Source organism: Roseateles sp. (assembly GCF_031397715.1).
GTDB lineage: Bacteria > Pseudomonadota > Gammaproteobacteria > Burkholderiales > Burkholderiaceae_C > Paucibacter_A.
This window is the reverse complement of the sequence record NZ_JANNMI010000168.1, coordinates 1-12920: the sequence shown is the minus strand read 5'-3', so window position 1 is coordinate 12920 and position 12920 is coordinate 1. Positions and strand designations below refer to the sequence as shown.

Below are 12920 nucleotides of genomic sequence, written 5' to 3'. Positions count from 1 at the left end.
GAACAGCGAGCCGATCATCACCATCGCCGCGCCGAAGCGCACGCTCTTGGCGATGTCGCCGTGGTCGCGGATGCCGCCGTCGGCAATGATCGGCTTGGTGGCCACGCGCGCGCACCACTTCAAGGCCGAGAGCTGCCAGCCGCCGGTGCCGAAGCCGGTTTTCAGCTTCGTGATGCAGACCTTGCCCGGGCCCACGCCGACCTTGGTCGCGTCGGCGCCCCAGTTTTCCAGGTCAATCACACCTTCGGGCGTGCCGACATTGCCGGCGATCACGAAGCTGTCGGGCAATTTGTTTTTGATGTGCGCGATCATGCGCTGCACGCTGTCGGCATGGCCATGGGCGATGTCGATGGTGATGTAGTCGGCGCCGACGCCTTCAGTGACCAATCGATCAATCACCGCGTAGTCGGCCGCCTGCACGCCGGAGCTGACCGACACGAACAAGCCCTTGTCGCGCATCGATTTGGCGTAAGCCACGGTGTCGAGGTCAAAGCGGTGCATGACGTAGAAATAGCCGTTGCTGGCCAAATATTCGGTGATGTTTTCGTCCACCACCGTCTTCATATTCGCCGGCACGGCCGGCAGTTTGAAGCGGCGCGGTCCGAACTGGACCGAGGTGTCGCATTCACTGCGGCTCTCGACGCGGCATTTGCGCGGCAGCAGCAGGATGTTGTCGTAGTCAAAGATTTCCATAGTGGATTGATGTTGCCAGGGTCGCAAGTTTGGGTGTGCGTTCATGCAGTGCACACCTGGGGCTGCGAGCGCTTGACTTGGACGTCCGGTGCTTCGATCACGCAACCACGAGGCCATCGGCAAGGATGGTGGGTGCCACGAAAAACCGGGCGCCAATATTTGGGCCCGGTGACCGATTCTACGCGGCTAGTGCGCGCCAAAGGCTGACACCGGCTTGGCAAGCCCCTCTTTCGGGGGCCTCATTTTTTTGGCCATCCCCCCAACGGGTTGGAAGCGATAGTCGCTATCAGGCGCAGGCAAACGACTGCGTTGTTGGAGCCAATCATGTATTTTGACGAAGTTGATGCCGGTGACTACCGGATCTACGCGGGCGCTGTGGACCGCATCCATGCCTATGGCTACGTGGCCGCCGTGGTGGTGATTCGGATGCGGGAGGGGCAGCCGCGCCTGGAGGCCTACCGGGACGAGAATCTGGCCGGCGGGTTTTGCTGGTCCTCGCCTGCTGAGGCCTTGCGGTTTGCGATCAATGCGGGGCGTGATGTGGTGATGTGCAGGGTCGGCGCATTGGCTTGAGTGCTGACGGTGGCAAAAATGCGGCTGAGCCTGCCTTGAGTCGCGGCCCGAGGTCGCATATCCGCCACTCATCGCTTTGAGGCCGGCAAAGTCTTGGAGCGTGGCGCGCCGGCCGTTACGCTTGCGCCATGCTGACCCTTTCTTCCTCACCGCGGCCGCCGCTGCCCAGCCATGCGCAGGCTTGGCAGGGCTTTATTGCCTACCTGACGCCGACGCGGCTGGGCCTTTCGCTGGGCTTGTCGGCCCTGGCCGCGCTCCTGCTCAGCCCGATCTTCGTGACCCCGCTGCCAGAGCTGCTGGGCCGAACCTTGGTGATTGGACTGCTGGCCTTGTTGGCATTTTCCGCCGCCGGCCAATGGCCGCGGCGCTTGCCCAGATGGCTGGCGCGCTGGCTGCTGCAGGTGGTGGTGGTCGGCCTGACCGTGCCGCTTGCGACCGTGCTGGTCTACCTGGTGGTGGTGGGCGGTGACATCGGTTCGCTGCTGGAGAACCCGCGCCGCATCTCCGGCTTTATCTTGATCGCGGGCTCGGGGCTGGTGGTCGGTCCGCTGTTGGCGATGGGCGCGCTGTACCGTCACCGTGACGCGGAGGCACGCAGCCAGGCGCTTGCCTTCGAGCTGGAACGCAGTGAGCTGGAGCGCCAGGCGCTGGATGCGCGGCTGCACCTGCTGCAGGCCCAGATCGAGCCCCATTTTTTGTTCAACACGCTGGCCAATGTGCGCGCCCTGGTGGAGACCGGTTCACCCCAGGCGGCGCCGGTGTTGCGCAGCTTGATCGCCTATTTGCGCGCTGCGATGCCCAGGTTGCACAACGAGGCCGCCACGCTGGAGGACGAGTTGATCTTGGTGCGCTCGTATCTGGAATTGATGCATCTGCGCATGCCCGATCGGCTCAGCTTTAGCGTCGATGTGCCGGATGATCTGCGCCTCTTGCGGTTTCCGCCGATGGCCTTGCTGACCCTGGTCGAGAATGCGATTCGGCACGGCATCGACCCGAGCGAAGAGGGAGGGGTGATTGAGGTGTCGGCCGCAAGCTCCGCCGCGGGTTCACCGGTGCGGGTATCGGTCAGTGACACCGGCGTTGGCCTGACGCAAAGCAGCTCTGCGGGCACCGGTCTGCGCAATCTGCGTGAGCGCCTGAAGATGTTCTACGGCGCCAGCGCGCGGCTTGATCTGACCGAGAATTCGCCCCATGGCCTGCGTGCCGAACTGCAATTTTTGCCATGAATACTGCCTTGAACCGACCGACCGCGCTGATCGCGGATGATGAACCGCTGTTGCGCGACAGCCTGGCGCGCAATTTGGCTGCCGCGTGGCCCGAACTGCTCCTATTAGGGCAGGCTCGCAATGGCCGCGAGGCGCTCGAGATGTTCGATCAGCTGCAGCCTGACATTGTTTTCCTGGACGTGCATATGCCTGGCCTGAACGGCATCGAGGCGGCGCGTCAACTGGCCCGGCGGGCCCAGATCGTATTTGTGACCGCTTACGAGGCCTATGCCGTACAGGCCTTCGAGCAGGGCGCCTTGGATTACTTGGTCAAACCGCTTGACGAGGCCAGGTTGGATGACACGGTGGCGCGCTTGAAAACGAGGCTGCATGAGCGCCAAGCCGGTGCGGCCTTGCCGACGCAAGCCTTGGAGGCGGTGATTGCCCAATTGCTTGACCGACTGGGTCAGCAGACCCAGCCAGTTTCGACATCCGTGGGCGGTGCGGCTCCTGCGCCCAAGTATTTGCAATGGATACGGGCCTCGGTGGGGGCGACGCTGAAGCTGATTCCGGTCGATGACATTGTCTATCTGCGCTCGGATGAGAAGTACACCTTGGTGGCCTGGAGCGAAGGCGAGGCGCTGATCCGCACGCCGATACGCGAGCTGATGGATCAGCTGGACCCAAGCCGCTTTGTGCAGGTGCATCGCTCGGTGGTCGTCAATCTGCATGCGATCAGCCATGTCACGCGCGGCTTGAACGAGACCGCCGATGTGCACCTGAAGGGCCGCACCGAAGTGCTGCCCGTCAGCCGCAGCTATCTGCATGTGTTCCGGCAGATGTGATCAATGCAATCAGCGCTGCGCTCAAATCGCCCGCGTGCGCAGCTGCAGCCAGGTCAGCCCGGCCCCGCTCACCAAGGGCGTTAGCCGTTCACGCACCACCGCGTGATAGCGGTTCAGCCAAGCGACGTTCTCAACGCCCAGCAGGCCAATGTCAATGCAGCGGGTGTCGATTGGGCACAGCGTCAAGGTCTCGAAGGCCAGCATCTCGCCGAACTGGTTGTGCTCGGGCGTGACCAACGCCACATTGAGCACCAGATTCTCGATCCGCACGCCCCATTTGCCGGGCCGGTAAATGCCAGGTTCGATCGAGGTGATCATGCCGATCTCCATCGCCATATTGGCGTCGGGCACGGCCTTGGAGATGGTCTGCGGGCCCTCATGCACATTCATGAAGTAACCGACACCATGGCCGGTGCCGTGGCCATAGTCCAGGCCATGGGCCCACATCGGCGCGCGCGCCAGAGCGTCCAGCATCGGGCTGAGCGTGCCGCGCGGGAAGCAGGCACTTGACAAGGCCAGCGTGCCCTTCAGCACCAGCGTGTAGTCGCGCTTTTGCTCGGCAGACACCGTGCCGATCGGCCAGACCCGGGTGATGTCGGTGGTGCCGCCCAGGTATTGGCCGCCGGAGTCGATCAAGAGCAGGCCATTGCCTTCAATCACGGCGTGCGAGGCGGCGGTGGCGCGGTAATGGGGCATCGCGCCGTTGGCATTGAAGCCAGCGATGGTGGGGAAGCTCAGGCCCACAAAACCGGGCCGACGAGCGCGCGCGGCGCTCAAATGTTCATCCACGCTCAGTTCGGTCAGGCGCTCCCCGCGCTCCATAGCCTGCTCAAACCAGGCATAGAACTCGCACATCGCCGCGCCGTCTTGCACCATCGCCTCGCGCACAAAGGCCGCCTCGGCCAGGGTCTTGCGGCTCTTGGCCAGCGTGCTGGGATTGATCGCTTCCAGCACCGCCGCTTGCGCCGGCACCGCCTCGCGCAGACCCAGGGTGACGCGCTTAGGATCCATCAGCACACGCGCACCGGCAGGCAGGGCGGCCAGCGCCGCGGCGGCCGCGCCGTAAGGCGCCAGCTGCACGCCGTCGGCGCTCAGGCGGGCTTGCAGCGCGGCGTCGATCTTGCCGTCGCCGACAAACAAGGTCGCCGCATCGGCGCTGAGCAGGGTGTGGGCCATGAAGACCGGGTTGTAGTCAACGTCGGCGCCGCGCAAATTGAACAGCCAGGCGCTGTCGTCAACGCTGGAGATGAAGTGGTGGCTGGCGCCGAGCCGTGCCATCGCCGCACGCACATCGGCCAACTTTTCGGCCCGGGATACCACCGCTTGCGGCGGCAGATGCTCATAGATCTTGCCGGCCGGCAGGCCCGGCCGTGCTGGCCAGATGCGTTCTATCAAGTCAAGATCGGTGCGCAGCTGGATGCCGGCACGCTGCAGCGCGCTGCTCAATTGCTGCGCCAGCGCCAGACCGAGAATCTGGCCGTCCACGGCCAGGCTTTGACCGGGTAGCAATTGGGCCGTAATCCAGTCAAGGTAATGGGTGGCCGCAGCGGTCGGGATCTTTTCCAAGGCAATGCCGGTGTGGCTCAACTCGGCGGCCGCCTGCGTCCAATAGCGGCTGTCGGCAAACACCGCGGCACGCTCCAAGGTGACCACCAAGGTGCCGACCGAGCCGGTAAATCCGGACAGCCATTGCCGGGCCTGCCAGCGTTCGGGCAGGTACTCGGACAAGTGGGGGTCGCTGGACGGCACCAAGCAGGCGTGCACGCCGAGAGCTCGCATGGCGTCGCGCAGTTGCTCGATGCGCACAGTCACTTCAGAAGTTCGGGTATCCATGGATTTTGTCTCCGCGGGCGCCATTGCCGGGTAGGCAGTGTGGGCGCTTGATGCTGGTGGGTGCTGGTGGGCGCTGGTGGGCGCTGTTAGCCCTTGGGCTGACAAGAATTGTAGAGGTGCCGGCCGTTTGACCTAGGTTCAGCTGATCGGCAGGCGCAGCTCGAAGACGGCGCCGCCTCCGACATGGTTGCTGGCCGTGACGCCGCCGCCATGGGCCACCATGATCTTGCGGCACACCGCCAGGCCCAGACCGGTGCCGCCGGCGCCCTGCTTGGTCTGCGAGCTTTGCGCAAAGGGGGTGAAGATGCTCTCTAGCTCGGCCGGCGGAATGCCGGGGCCCAAGTCGTGCACGCTGATGCACAGCTGGGCGCCATCCTGGTCAAGCTGCACGGTGACCTGGCTGGCCGCTGGCGCCAAGCGCAACGCGTTGTCGAGCACATTGCGCAGTGCCTGTTGCAGGCGCCCTGCGTCGACCGCCGCCCTCAGGGCTTGCGCGGGCATTGCCAAACTCAACCGGATCGAGCGCTTGTCGGCGGCGCCGGCATGCTCATCGACCACGGCCGTGATCAGCGGCGCCAGCTCTTGTTCGGTCAAGATCAACTGGCCAATCGTGCTTTCGAGGCGCGAGAGGTCAAGCAGGTTGTTGACCAACTCCAGCATCCGCTGGCCCGAGCTGTGGATGCGCGCAAACATGTCCTGCAAGCGGGCATGGTCGCCGCTGCGGTTCACGCCCAGCTCCGAAAAGCCGATGATGCTTTGCAATGGTGTGCGCAGCTCATGGCTCATATTGGCGACGAACTCGGTCTTGATGCTGTTGGCACGTTCGGCGGCGTCACGGGCCTCGCCAATCTGGCGTTCGGCCTCAACGAAACGGCTGATGTCGATGGCGCTGCCCAGCAAACCGGCGATTGCGCCGCTGGCATCGGTGAAGACCGCCCGGTGCGTCAGGAAGTCGCGCCCGCGCTCACGGATCTCGATGTGCTCGCTGCCGCCTTGAGCCAGCAGCCGCGCGTCCTGCAACTCGACCGCGGCGGCCAGGCTCGCCGGCCGCAACTCACTCAGTTTGCGGCCCAAGGCCAGGTCTTTGTCTAGCCCCGTCATATCGCTCCAGGCCTGGTTGACCATCACAAAGCGCAGCGCGTGGTCCTTGGCAAAAATGGGGATGGGGCAGACATCAATCAGCCGGGCGGTGAAGTCGAGCTGGGACTGCAGCCGCTGCCGAGCATCCTCGCGTTCGGTCACGTCCAGCCCAAAACCGACGAAGCCGGCCACAGCGACTTCCGTGGGTTGGACCGCAGTGACCACGACCTCCAGCACCCGCTGGTGGCCATCTTGGGCCACCAAACGCAAAATCACCGGCAGATTCAAAAAACCGGTCGTCCGTTGAAACAGCCCGCGCGCTTTGGCCTGGTCCCGCGCGTCGATCAAGCGCTCAAAGGGCTGACCCAGATAGGGCTGGGAATTCCCCGCGCCTAGGAAGTTGGCTTGGTTGATGAATTGCAAAACGCCGTTGGCGTCGGTGTGAAACATCAACTCCTGCACGTTCTGGATCAACAGGCTTTGCTCGCGTTCTTTGGCCGCCAGACTTTGGTGCGCCGCGAGCAACTCACGTTTGGCCTGCTCATAGGCGCCCAGTCCCCGCCACGCCGTCGCGCCGAGTGCGACCATCAGGGCCAGACCCAACAAGGTCATCAGCAAAATGGCTTGTGCGTAGCCGAGCATCCGCGCCCAAAGTTGCTGGGTCGGTAGCTCGACCAGCAGGACCAGCGGCTGACCCGTGACGTGCAGAAAGCTGCCCATACTGCTCGCGCCGCTGCCACCCCCTGAATCTTGCCCCTCAAGTTCTTGCCCCCCAAGTTTTTGCGCATTAAACAAGCCCGTTGCGCTGTAGCTGCCGCGCTGCCGATGCGGCAGCGCGGCTTTGAAAACGAGATGGTTGTTGGCCAGCTTTTCCGGCTCCCACTGACGGCCTTGGTTGGCGGCAATCAACTGGCCGTCCAGGCTCAGCAACGCGGCATTTTGGCCCTGACCCTCCAGCAACCGGTCCAGCCTGGCGGCGAAGTGTTCGGGCTTCAAGACGGCAACCCAGAACCGCGGCCCCTGCTCGGTGTGCTGTGCCAGGGTCAGTGGCAACATCAGTGGCAACGTCAGTGGCAGCGAGGGGCTGGACGGCGTCGCAGGCAGCGGGGCCAGCGCTCGACGCAAGTCGTTCAAATCAGCCAGGTCCCGCCCTGCCAGCAAGCGGCCCAATCCTGCCGGCAGGGCCTGGCCCTGCAACTGCAATTGACTCAGCGACACACTTCGCCCGACATTGCCGGGCGAGCTGCTGGCCAGCACCAGGCCCTGGGCATCCAGCAAAGAAAAACTGCGAACCGCCGGCACCTTGCTGAGCGCTGCGGCCAGTGCGGTATTGAGGGCCTGCGCCTGCGCGTCTTTGGCGTCCTTAGCTTGGCCGGCTTTTGATTGCATCAGCCCGAGCAGCGCCGCTTCTGCGCCCGCCAAGGTCTGCCTGACCTCGCTGTCCAGCGTACGAACGTACAACTCATTTTGCTGGCCGGCCGCCAACTCCTGCTGACGGAATTCGAGGCCGATGAAGACGCCAGCCAAGAGCAGCAAGGCCAGGCTCAGTAAGGCGACACCCGCGCTGGCCGTACGGCGTTTTAACCAAGCGGGCAGGGTGGGCGCTTTTGCAGCAGCGGATGTCATGGCGGCCCGCATCTGCCAGGTTTTAGCGCCTGTGCGCGCTGCTGGAAGTGGCGAGTAAAACCTGACCCGTTGCTGCTGGCGGTCATTGTCGGCGTCAAATCTATCGGTCCTGCTGCTTCAAGCATGGCAATGATCTCGGCTCACCAACGCACAAAGGCTCGGCTGCCGACTTTATAGCAAAGCTGTATCGCCCCAGCGCTTCATTGGACTCACATGGGGTCGCCATCAAAGCCCGGCTACAGCTCGGTTCTGAGTGCCCACAACTCGGGGAACAACACCACGTCCAGCATCTTGCGCAGATAGCCCACGCCCGAGGTGCCGCCGGTGCCGCGCTTGAAGCCGATGACCCGCTCCACGGTCGTCACATGACGGAAGCGCCAGAGCCGGAAGGCATCCTCCAGATCGACCAACTCCTCGCCCATTTGATAGAGATCCCAATGCGTGTCGGGCGCGCGGTAAACGTTCAGCCAGGCTTCTTTGACGCCCTCATCCATCGCCCTGGGCTGGGTCCAGTCACGGTCTAGCGCCTGCGCCGGTACCTTGATGCCGCGCCTGGCCATGAGCCTCAGCACTTCGTCGTACAAGGAAGGCGCGCGCCAAGCTGCGTCCACCTCGGCCAGCAAATCGGGTCGGTGCGCATGCGGTTGGAGCATGGCGGCGTTCTTGTTGCCCAGCATGAACTCGATGCGTCGGTACTGCGCACTTTGAAAGCCGCTGCTGTTAGACAAATAGGGCCGAATCGCGCTGTACTCGGGCGGCGTCATCGTCGCCAGCACGTCCCAGGCATGCACCAACTGTTCCATGATGCGTGACACCCGCGCCAGCATCTTGAAGGCGGCCGGCAGCTGATCCTGCGCCACGCAGGCCACCGCCGCTTGCATCTCGTGCAGCATCAGCTTCATCCACAGCTCCGAGGTCTGGTGCTGGACGATGAAAAGCATTTCGTTGTGCTCGGGCGACAGCGGCTGCTGGGCGCTGAGGATCTGGTCGAGCTTCAGATAGTCGCCGTAGCTCATGTCCTTGGAAAAATCCAGCTGCGCTTTTTCCTCCTCCACAATTCTTTCGATTTGATGGGGGCAGCTCATGTCACCGCTCCCTTTCGGTTGAACTCGGGCCGCTTCCATTCTTCGGTCTTCAGGACCTGGACCAGATGTTCAACCGCGTCATACACGTCGGCGAAACCGATGTACAGCGGCGTGAAGCCAAAGCGCAAGATATGCGGCACAACATCCAGCCGCGCCGGGTCGCCGGCGCGGAAGTCGCCGATCACGCCGCGTGCGATCAAGGCCTGAATTACCGCGTAGCCGGCCTCATGCAGCGGCGCGTCCAGACTCAAGCAGACCTGGCTGCCGCGCTGGCTTTCGTCGCGCGGTGAGGCCAGGCGCACGCCCAGAGCGGCGCAACGCGACTCGGCCAGTTCGATGAAAAGTTCGGTCAACGCGATCGACTTTTTACGCACAGCCTGCATGCCGCCCATGCTTTCGGCGGCCAGCACGGTGTCAACGCCGCATTCCAGCGCCGCCAGCGACAGCAGCGCCGGCGTGCCGCAGATGAAGCGCTTGATGCCGGCAGCCGGTTGGTAGTCGGGTGTGAACTGGAACGGTGCGGCGTGGCCCAGCCAGCCCGACAGCGGCTGCCAGCAGCGCTGCGCGTGTTTGGCATGCGCCCATACAAAAGCCGGCGCGCCGGGGCCGCCGTTGAGGTATTTGTAGCCGCAGCCCACCGCGAAGTCGGCCTCGGCACCGTTCAAATCAACGGGTACGGCGCCAGCCGAATGGGCCAAATCCCAGATCACCAGCGCACCTGCAGCGTGAGCGGCGGCCGTGACGGCCTTCATATCGTGCTTGTAGCCGGTGCGGTAGTTGACCTCGGTCAGCATCAGCACGGCCAGATCAGCGTTCAGCGTGGCGGCAATTTCTTCCACGCTATCGACCAGCTGCAGCCGCAGGCCCAGCTGCTGGGCCAGACTCTCGGCGATATACAGATCGGTCGGAAAGTTGCTGCGCTCGGAGACGATGACCTTGCGCGCAGGCGCTTGCTCGCGCGCGAGCGCCAAAGCCGCCGACAGCGCCTTGTAGAGATTGAGTGAGGTCGAATCCGCCACGGTCAACTCGCCCGGTGCGGCGCCGACCAGACGCGCGATCTTGTCGCCGATGCGGCCGGGCAAATCGATCCAGCCGGCCGTGTTCCAGCTCTGGATCAAGTCCTGACCCCATTCCTTTTGGATCACTTGCTGGACCCGAGCCAGAGTTTCACGTGGCAACACGCCCAGCGAGTTGCCGTCCAGGTAAATGGTGCCGGCGGGTAAGTCGAACTGGTGTTTCAGTTCACGCAGCGGGTCTTCTTGATCCAGCACGTCGCAGTCTTGTCTTGTGGTCATGTCGAGTTCTCCAAGGGATCAGAGTTCGCGCAAGACCGCGCGAACGGGTGAGGCGCAGGCCCCGCTGAGTTTGAGGGGCAGGGCAATCAACTCATAGTCGCCCTCGGCCACGTCGTCCAGCACCAGGTTCTCCAGCACGCGCAGGTCCAGGCGCAACAGTTGTTGGTGGCTGGCCAAGGTTTTGCTGCCGGCCGGGTCAACCGAGGGCGTGTCCAGGCCGATCAGTTTGACGCCCAGGCCGGCCAGCCATTCGACGGTTTCTGGCGCAAAGGCGCTGAAGTTGGCATCCCAGTGGGTGGCAGCCGTTTGGCAGCAACGCACCAGCACGCGAGCCGGCAGCAGCGCCGCCGCGTGTCTTAAATGCTCGATCTGGATCAGCGGCCCGCAGTCGATCGCGTGGATCACCCGGCAGGGGCCTAAATAGGCGTCGAGTGCGACTTCGGCGCTGCTGGGCGCCCCGTCGGCGTAATGCAGCGGCGCATCGGCATGCGCGCCGACATGCGGCGACATCGTGATGACGCTGAGGTTGACCGGGCAGTCAGCCGACAGGCGTGCCGTCCACTTCAAACTGAAGGGTTCATCGCCGGGGAAGATCGGCGACTGCGCCGATACCGGCGGAGAGATGTCCCAAATTCGTTTCATGCGTGAGGCTTTCTTGGCGCGTTTTGTCGGTGCTTGCGTGGCGGGCCAAACCATAGCAATGACGAGATCGGCGTGGTGTCGGTTAATTCCAACATTGGTCCGGCCACTTGGCAAACCAATCGCGCCACCGAGGCCCTGAGTTACATCGAAATTCGAATCTCGCCTTGACGGGCAAACACCCAGCTAAGTTGGATTCACCAGGCTTTACCATCGCACGCTTGCTCAACACCAGCCTATGAACACGACCGAAATATTTTTGATTGCGATGCTGCTCATTCTCAGCGTCCCTTACCTGATCTGGCGCCTCTTCCGCACCGATTACTTCGCCCCCTTGGTGGTGGTGCAAATCATCACCGGCATCTTGCTGGGCCCCGGCGTGTTGGGCGCGGCTTTTCCCGGCTATTACGAGTTTGTCTTCAATCCGGCGGTGATCCAGTCCCTCAACGGTATCGCTTGGTGGGCGGTGATGTTGTTTGTCTGGATTGCCGGCATCGAGCTGGACCTGAAGGCCGCTTGGCAGCACAGGCGTGAGAGCGGCATAACCGCCGGTCTGGCGCTGGGCATGCCGCTGGCCTTTGGTTGCGTGGCAGCGATCGCCATGTTGGCCAGCCCCGGTTGGATGGGTGAGAAGGCCCGCACTTGGCAATTTGTCGTCGGCGTGGGCATGGCATGTGCCGTCACCGCCTTGCCTATTTTGATCTTGCTGATGGAGAAGCTGGACGTCTTGCGACGGCCCTTGGGGCAGCGCGTGCTGCGTTATGCCAGCGTTGACGATGTGGCGATCTGGGGCGTCTTGGCGCTGATTCTGATGGACTGGGCGCGGGTCGGGCGCCAAGCCGGCTTCATTGCCGCCTTTGTCGTGGTCGGCATCATGTTCCGCTGGTTGATGCAGCGTCTTTCACCGAACGACCGGTGGTTTGTCAGCCTGATCTGGCTGGTGGCTTGCTCGTTCGGCGCCGATTGGGCGGGCCTGCATTTCATGGTCGGTGCGTTTTTGGCCGGCGCCATCATGGACGCCGACTGGTTCGATCAAAAGCAACTCGACGGCCTGCGGCACAACGTCTTGCTGGTCATCATGCCGGTGTTTTTCTTGAGCACCGGCCTGCGTACGCAGTGGGGCGTGGGCGGCGCGGCGGTTTTTGTTGCCGCGGCCTGGTTGCTGCTGGCCTCGGTGGCCGGCAAGCTGATTGGCGTTCACATGGCCGGCCGGGTGCTGGCTTGGGAGAAGGGCGAAGCCTCGCTGATCGGCTGGCTGTTGCAGACCAAGGCGCTGATCATGATTATTTTCGCCAACATCTTGCTGGACAAGCAGATCATCACCAACGAGACCTTCACCGCGCTCTTGTTGATGGCGGTGGCGAGCACCATGCTGACCGTGCCTATCGTGACACCGATGTTGAAGCGCTTGCCGGGCTTGCTTGGGCGCTCGCGCTAGCAAGCGAGGGATGCGCGCAGTCATGGGTGATGCCGGCCTGGTTGACCTGTTGCGGGTCAAGGGCGCTAAGCACGGCGAATTCGTGATGGACGACCGCACGTTCATTCGGCCCCCCGGTTTCTACCGGCGGGCGGCCTATTTTGTCGACTCGTCGCAAGGGCTTTGAGGTCGTGGGGACGCCTGCCTAGGATGCAGCGCATCAACTTCAGGAACTTCCATGATCCAACGCTCCAAGCCTGCCCGCCTGACTGCCCTTGCCACTGTGGTGGCCGCCTTTCTGAGCGGCTGTGCCGTCCACATCACCACCACCAAGGACGGCGACAGCGCGAGCGTGCGCAGCCCCGGCTCGGCCAAGATCGAGTGCGTGGCCAGCCCGACCGGCGAATGCCATTACGCGCTCTTCACCAGCCGCTGCGAGAGCGTCGAAGCCGGCGATGGCAAGAGCACCACCACCTGCACCCATCAAGTCTTTGAGCAGTTCAAGCTGGCCACCGGCCAGTCACGCCAATTGGATAATTTGCCCGCCGGCTACAAGCAATGCATGAAGTCCAGCGGCAAGCCCGAATTGCCCAACTGCAACTGATCGCGCTGGCAATCAGGAAAGCCCC

Annotated in this window: 12 protein-coding genes; 6 read left to right on the top strand and 6 right to left on the bottom strand. The window is 63.3% G+C overall.

Annotated features, from left to right (window positions below; translation table 11 throughout):
• Positions 1-693: GMP reductase (locus RMO57_RS07290; RefSeq protein WP_310385424.1), on the bottom strand; the 693-nt coding region annotated here is incomplete at its 3' end.
• Between the two features lie 324 nt (positions 694-1017).
• Here RMO57_RS07290 and RMO57_RS07285 point away from each other — a divergent pair.
• The 3 genes from RMO57_RS07285 to RMO57_RS07275 all read left to right on the top strand — a co-directional run bounded on the left by RMO57_RS07285 (position 1018) and on the right by RMO57_RS07275 (position 3316).
• Positions 1018-1266, top strand: a complete 249-nt coding sequence (locus tag RMO57_RS07285; RefSeq protein ID WP_310385422.1) for a hypothetical protein — start codon at positions 1018-1020, stop codon at positions 1264-1266.
• A gap of 128 nt (positions 1267-1394) precedes the next feature.
• Positions 1395-2492, top strand: coding sequence for a sensor histidine kinase (locus tag RMO57_RS07280; protein ID WP_310385420.1), 1098 nt, complete (start codon positions 1395-1397; stop codon positions 2490-2492).
• Positions 2489-3316, top strand: a complete 828-nt coding sequence (locus RMO57_RS07275; RefSeq protein WP_310385418.1) for a LytTR family DNA-binding domain-containing protein — start codon at positions 2489-2491, stop codon at positions 3314-3316. The genes RMO57_RS07280 and RMO57_RS07275 overlap by 4 nt, the downstream gene beginning before the upstream one ends.
• 21 nt (positions 3317-3337) lie before the next feature.
• Here RMO57_RS07275 and RMO57_RS07270 read toward each other — a convergent pair whose 3' ends face one another.
• The 5 genes from RMO57_RS07270 to kynB all read right to left on the bottom strand — a co-directional run bounded on the left by RMO57_RS07270 (position 3338) and on the right by kynB (position 10877).
• A complete protein-coding gene (locus tag RMO57_RS07270) occupies positions 3338-5149 on the bottom strand; it encodes an aminopeptidase P family protein (RefSeq protein ID WP_310385416.1) in 1812 nt (603 codons plus the stop codon).
• 138 nt (positions 5150-5287) lie between these two features.
• Positions 5288-7855 (bottom strand): sensor histidine kinase, encoded by a 2568-nt coding sequence (locus RMO57_RS07265; protein WP_310385414.1) that lies wholly within the window; start codon positions 7853-7855, stop codon positions 5288-5290.
• 236 nt (positions 7856-8091) lie between these two features.
• Positions 8092-8940 (bottom strand): tryptophan 2,3-dioxygenase, encoded by an 849-nt coding sequence (gene kynA / locus RMO57_RS07260; RefSeq protein ID WP_310385412.1) that lies wholly within the window; start codon positions 8938-8940, stop codon positions 8092-8094.
• Positions 8937-10235 carry a kynureninase gene (kynU, locus tag RMO57_RS07255; protein ID WP_310385410.1) on the bottom strand — a complete coding sequence of 433 codons (1299 nt, stop codon included), beginning with the start codon at positions 10233-10235 and terminating at the stop codon, positions 8937-8939. Before kynU ends, kynA begins: the two co-directional genes overlap by 4 nt.
• Before the next feature lie 18 nt (positions 10236-10253).
• Positions 10254-10877, bottom strand: a complete 624-nt coding sequence (gene kynB / locus RMO57_RS07250) for an arylformamidase (RefSeq protein ID WP_310385409.1) — start codon at positions 10875-10877, stop codon at positions 10254-10256.
• A 235-nt stretch (positions 10878-11112) separates the two neighbouring features.
• On the opposite strand from kynB, the gene RMO57_RS07245 reads away from it, so the two are divergent.
• Genes RMO57_RS07245 through RMO57_RS07235 form a run of 3 tightly spaced genes read left to right on the top strand, consistent with a single transcriptional unit; the run spans position 11113 to position 12895 of the window.
• The gene (locus RMO57_RS07245; RefSeq protein WP_310385408.1) at positions 11113-12312 is read left to right on the top strand and encodes a cation:proton antiporter; all 1200 of its coding nucleotides are present in this window, start codon (positions 11113-11115) and stop codon (positions 12310-12312) included.
• A gap of 10 nt (positions 12313-12322) precedes the next feature.
• On the top strand, positions 12323-12478 hold the full coding sequence (locus RMO57_RS07240; protein ID WP_310385407.1) for a hypothetical protein: 156 nt from the start codon (positions 12323-12325) through the stop codon (positions 12476-12478).
• Between the two features lie 51 nt (positions 12479-12529).
• The gene (locus tag RMO57_RS07235) at positions 12530-12895 is read left to right on the top strand and encodes a hypothetical protein (protein ID WP_310385405.1); all 366 of its coding nucleotides are present in this window, start codon (positions 12530-12532) and stop codon (positions 12893-12895) included.
• Positions 12896-12920 lie beyond the last annotated feature (25 nt).

What these genes read in the sequence shown, in the direction of transcription:
- RMO57_RS07235 (WP_310385405.1), top strand. Translation starts at nt 12,530, where the DNA reads ATGATCCAACGCTCCAAGCCTGCCCGCCTGACTGCCCTTGCCACTGTG.
- RMO57_RS07245 (WP_310385408.1), top strand. Translation starts at nt 11,113, where the DNA reads ATGAACACGACCGAAATATTTTTGATTGCGATGCTGCTCATTCTCAGC.
- RMO57_RS07240 (WP_310385407.1), top strand. Translation starts at nt 12,323, where the DNA reads ATGCGCGCAGTCATGGGTGATGCCGGCCTGGTTGACCTGTTGCGGGTC.
- kynB (WP_310385409.1), bottom strand. Translation starts at nt 10,877, where the DNA reads ATGAAACGAATTTGGGACATCTCTCCGCCGGTATCGGCGCAGTCGCCG.
- kynA (WP_310385412.1), bottom strand. Translation starts at nt 8,940, where the DNA reads ATGAGCTGCCCCCATCAAATCGAAAGAATTGTGGAGGAGGAAAAAGCG.
- RMO57_RS07265 (WP_310385414.1), bottom strand. Translation starts at nt 7,855, where the DNA reads ATGACATCCGCTGCTGCAAAAGCGCCCACCCTGCCCGCTTGGTTAAAA.
- RMO57_RS07275 (WP_310385418.1), top strand. Translation starts at nt 2,489, where the DNA reads ATGAATACTGCCTTGAACCGACCGACCGCGCTGATCGCGGATGATGAA.
- RMO57_RS07270 (WP_310385416.1), bottom strand. Translation starts at nt 5,149, where the DNA reads ATGGATACCCGAACTTCTGAAGTGACTGTGCGCATCGAGCAACTGCGC.
- RMO57_RS07280 (WP_310385420.1), top strand. Translation starts at nt 1,395, where the DNA reads ATGCTGACCCTTTCTTCCTCACCGCGGCCGCCGCTGCCCAGCCATGCG.
- kynU (WP_310385410.1), bottom strand. Translation starts at nt 10,235, where the DNA reads ATGACCACAAGACAAGACTGCGACGTGCTGGATCAAGAAGACCCGCTG.
- RMO57_RS07285 (WP_310385422.1), top strand. Translation starts at nt 1,018, where the DNA reads ATGTATTTTGACGAAGTTGATGCCGGTGACTACCGGATCTACGCGGGC.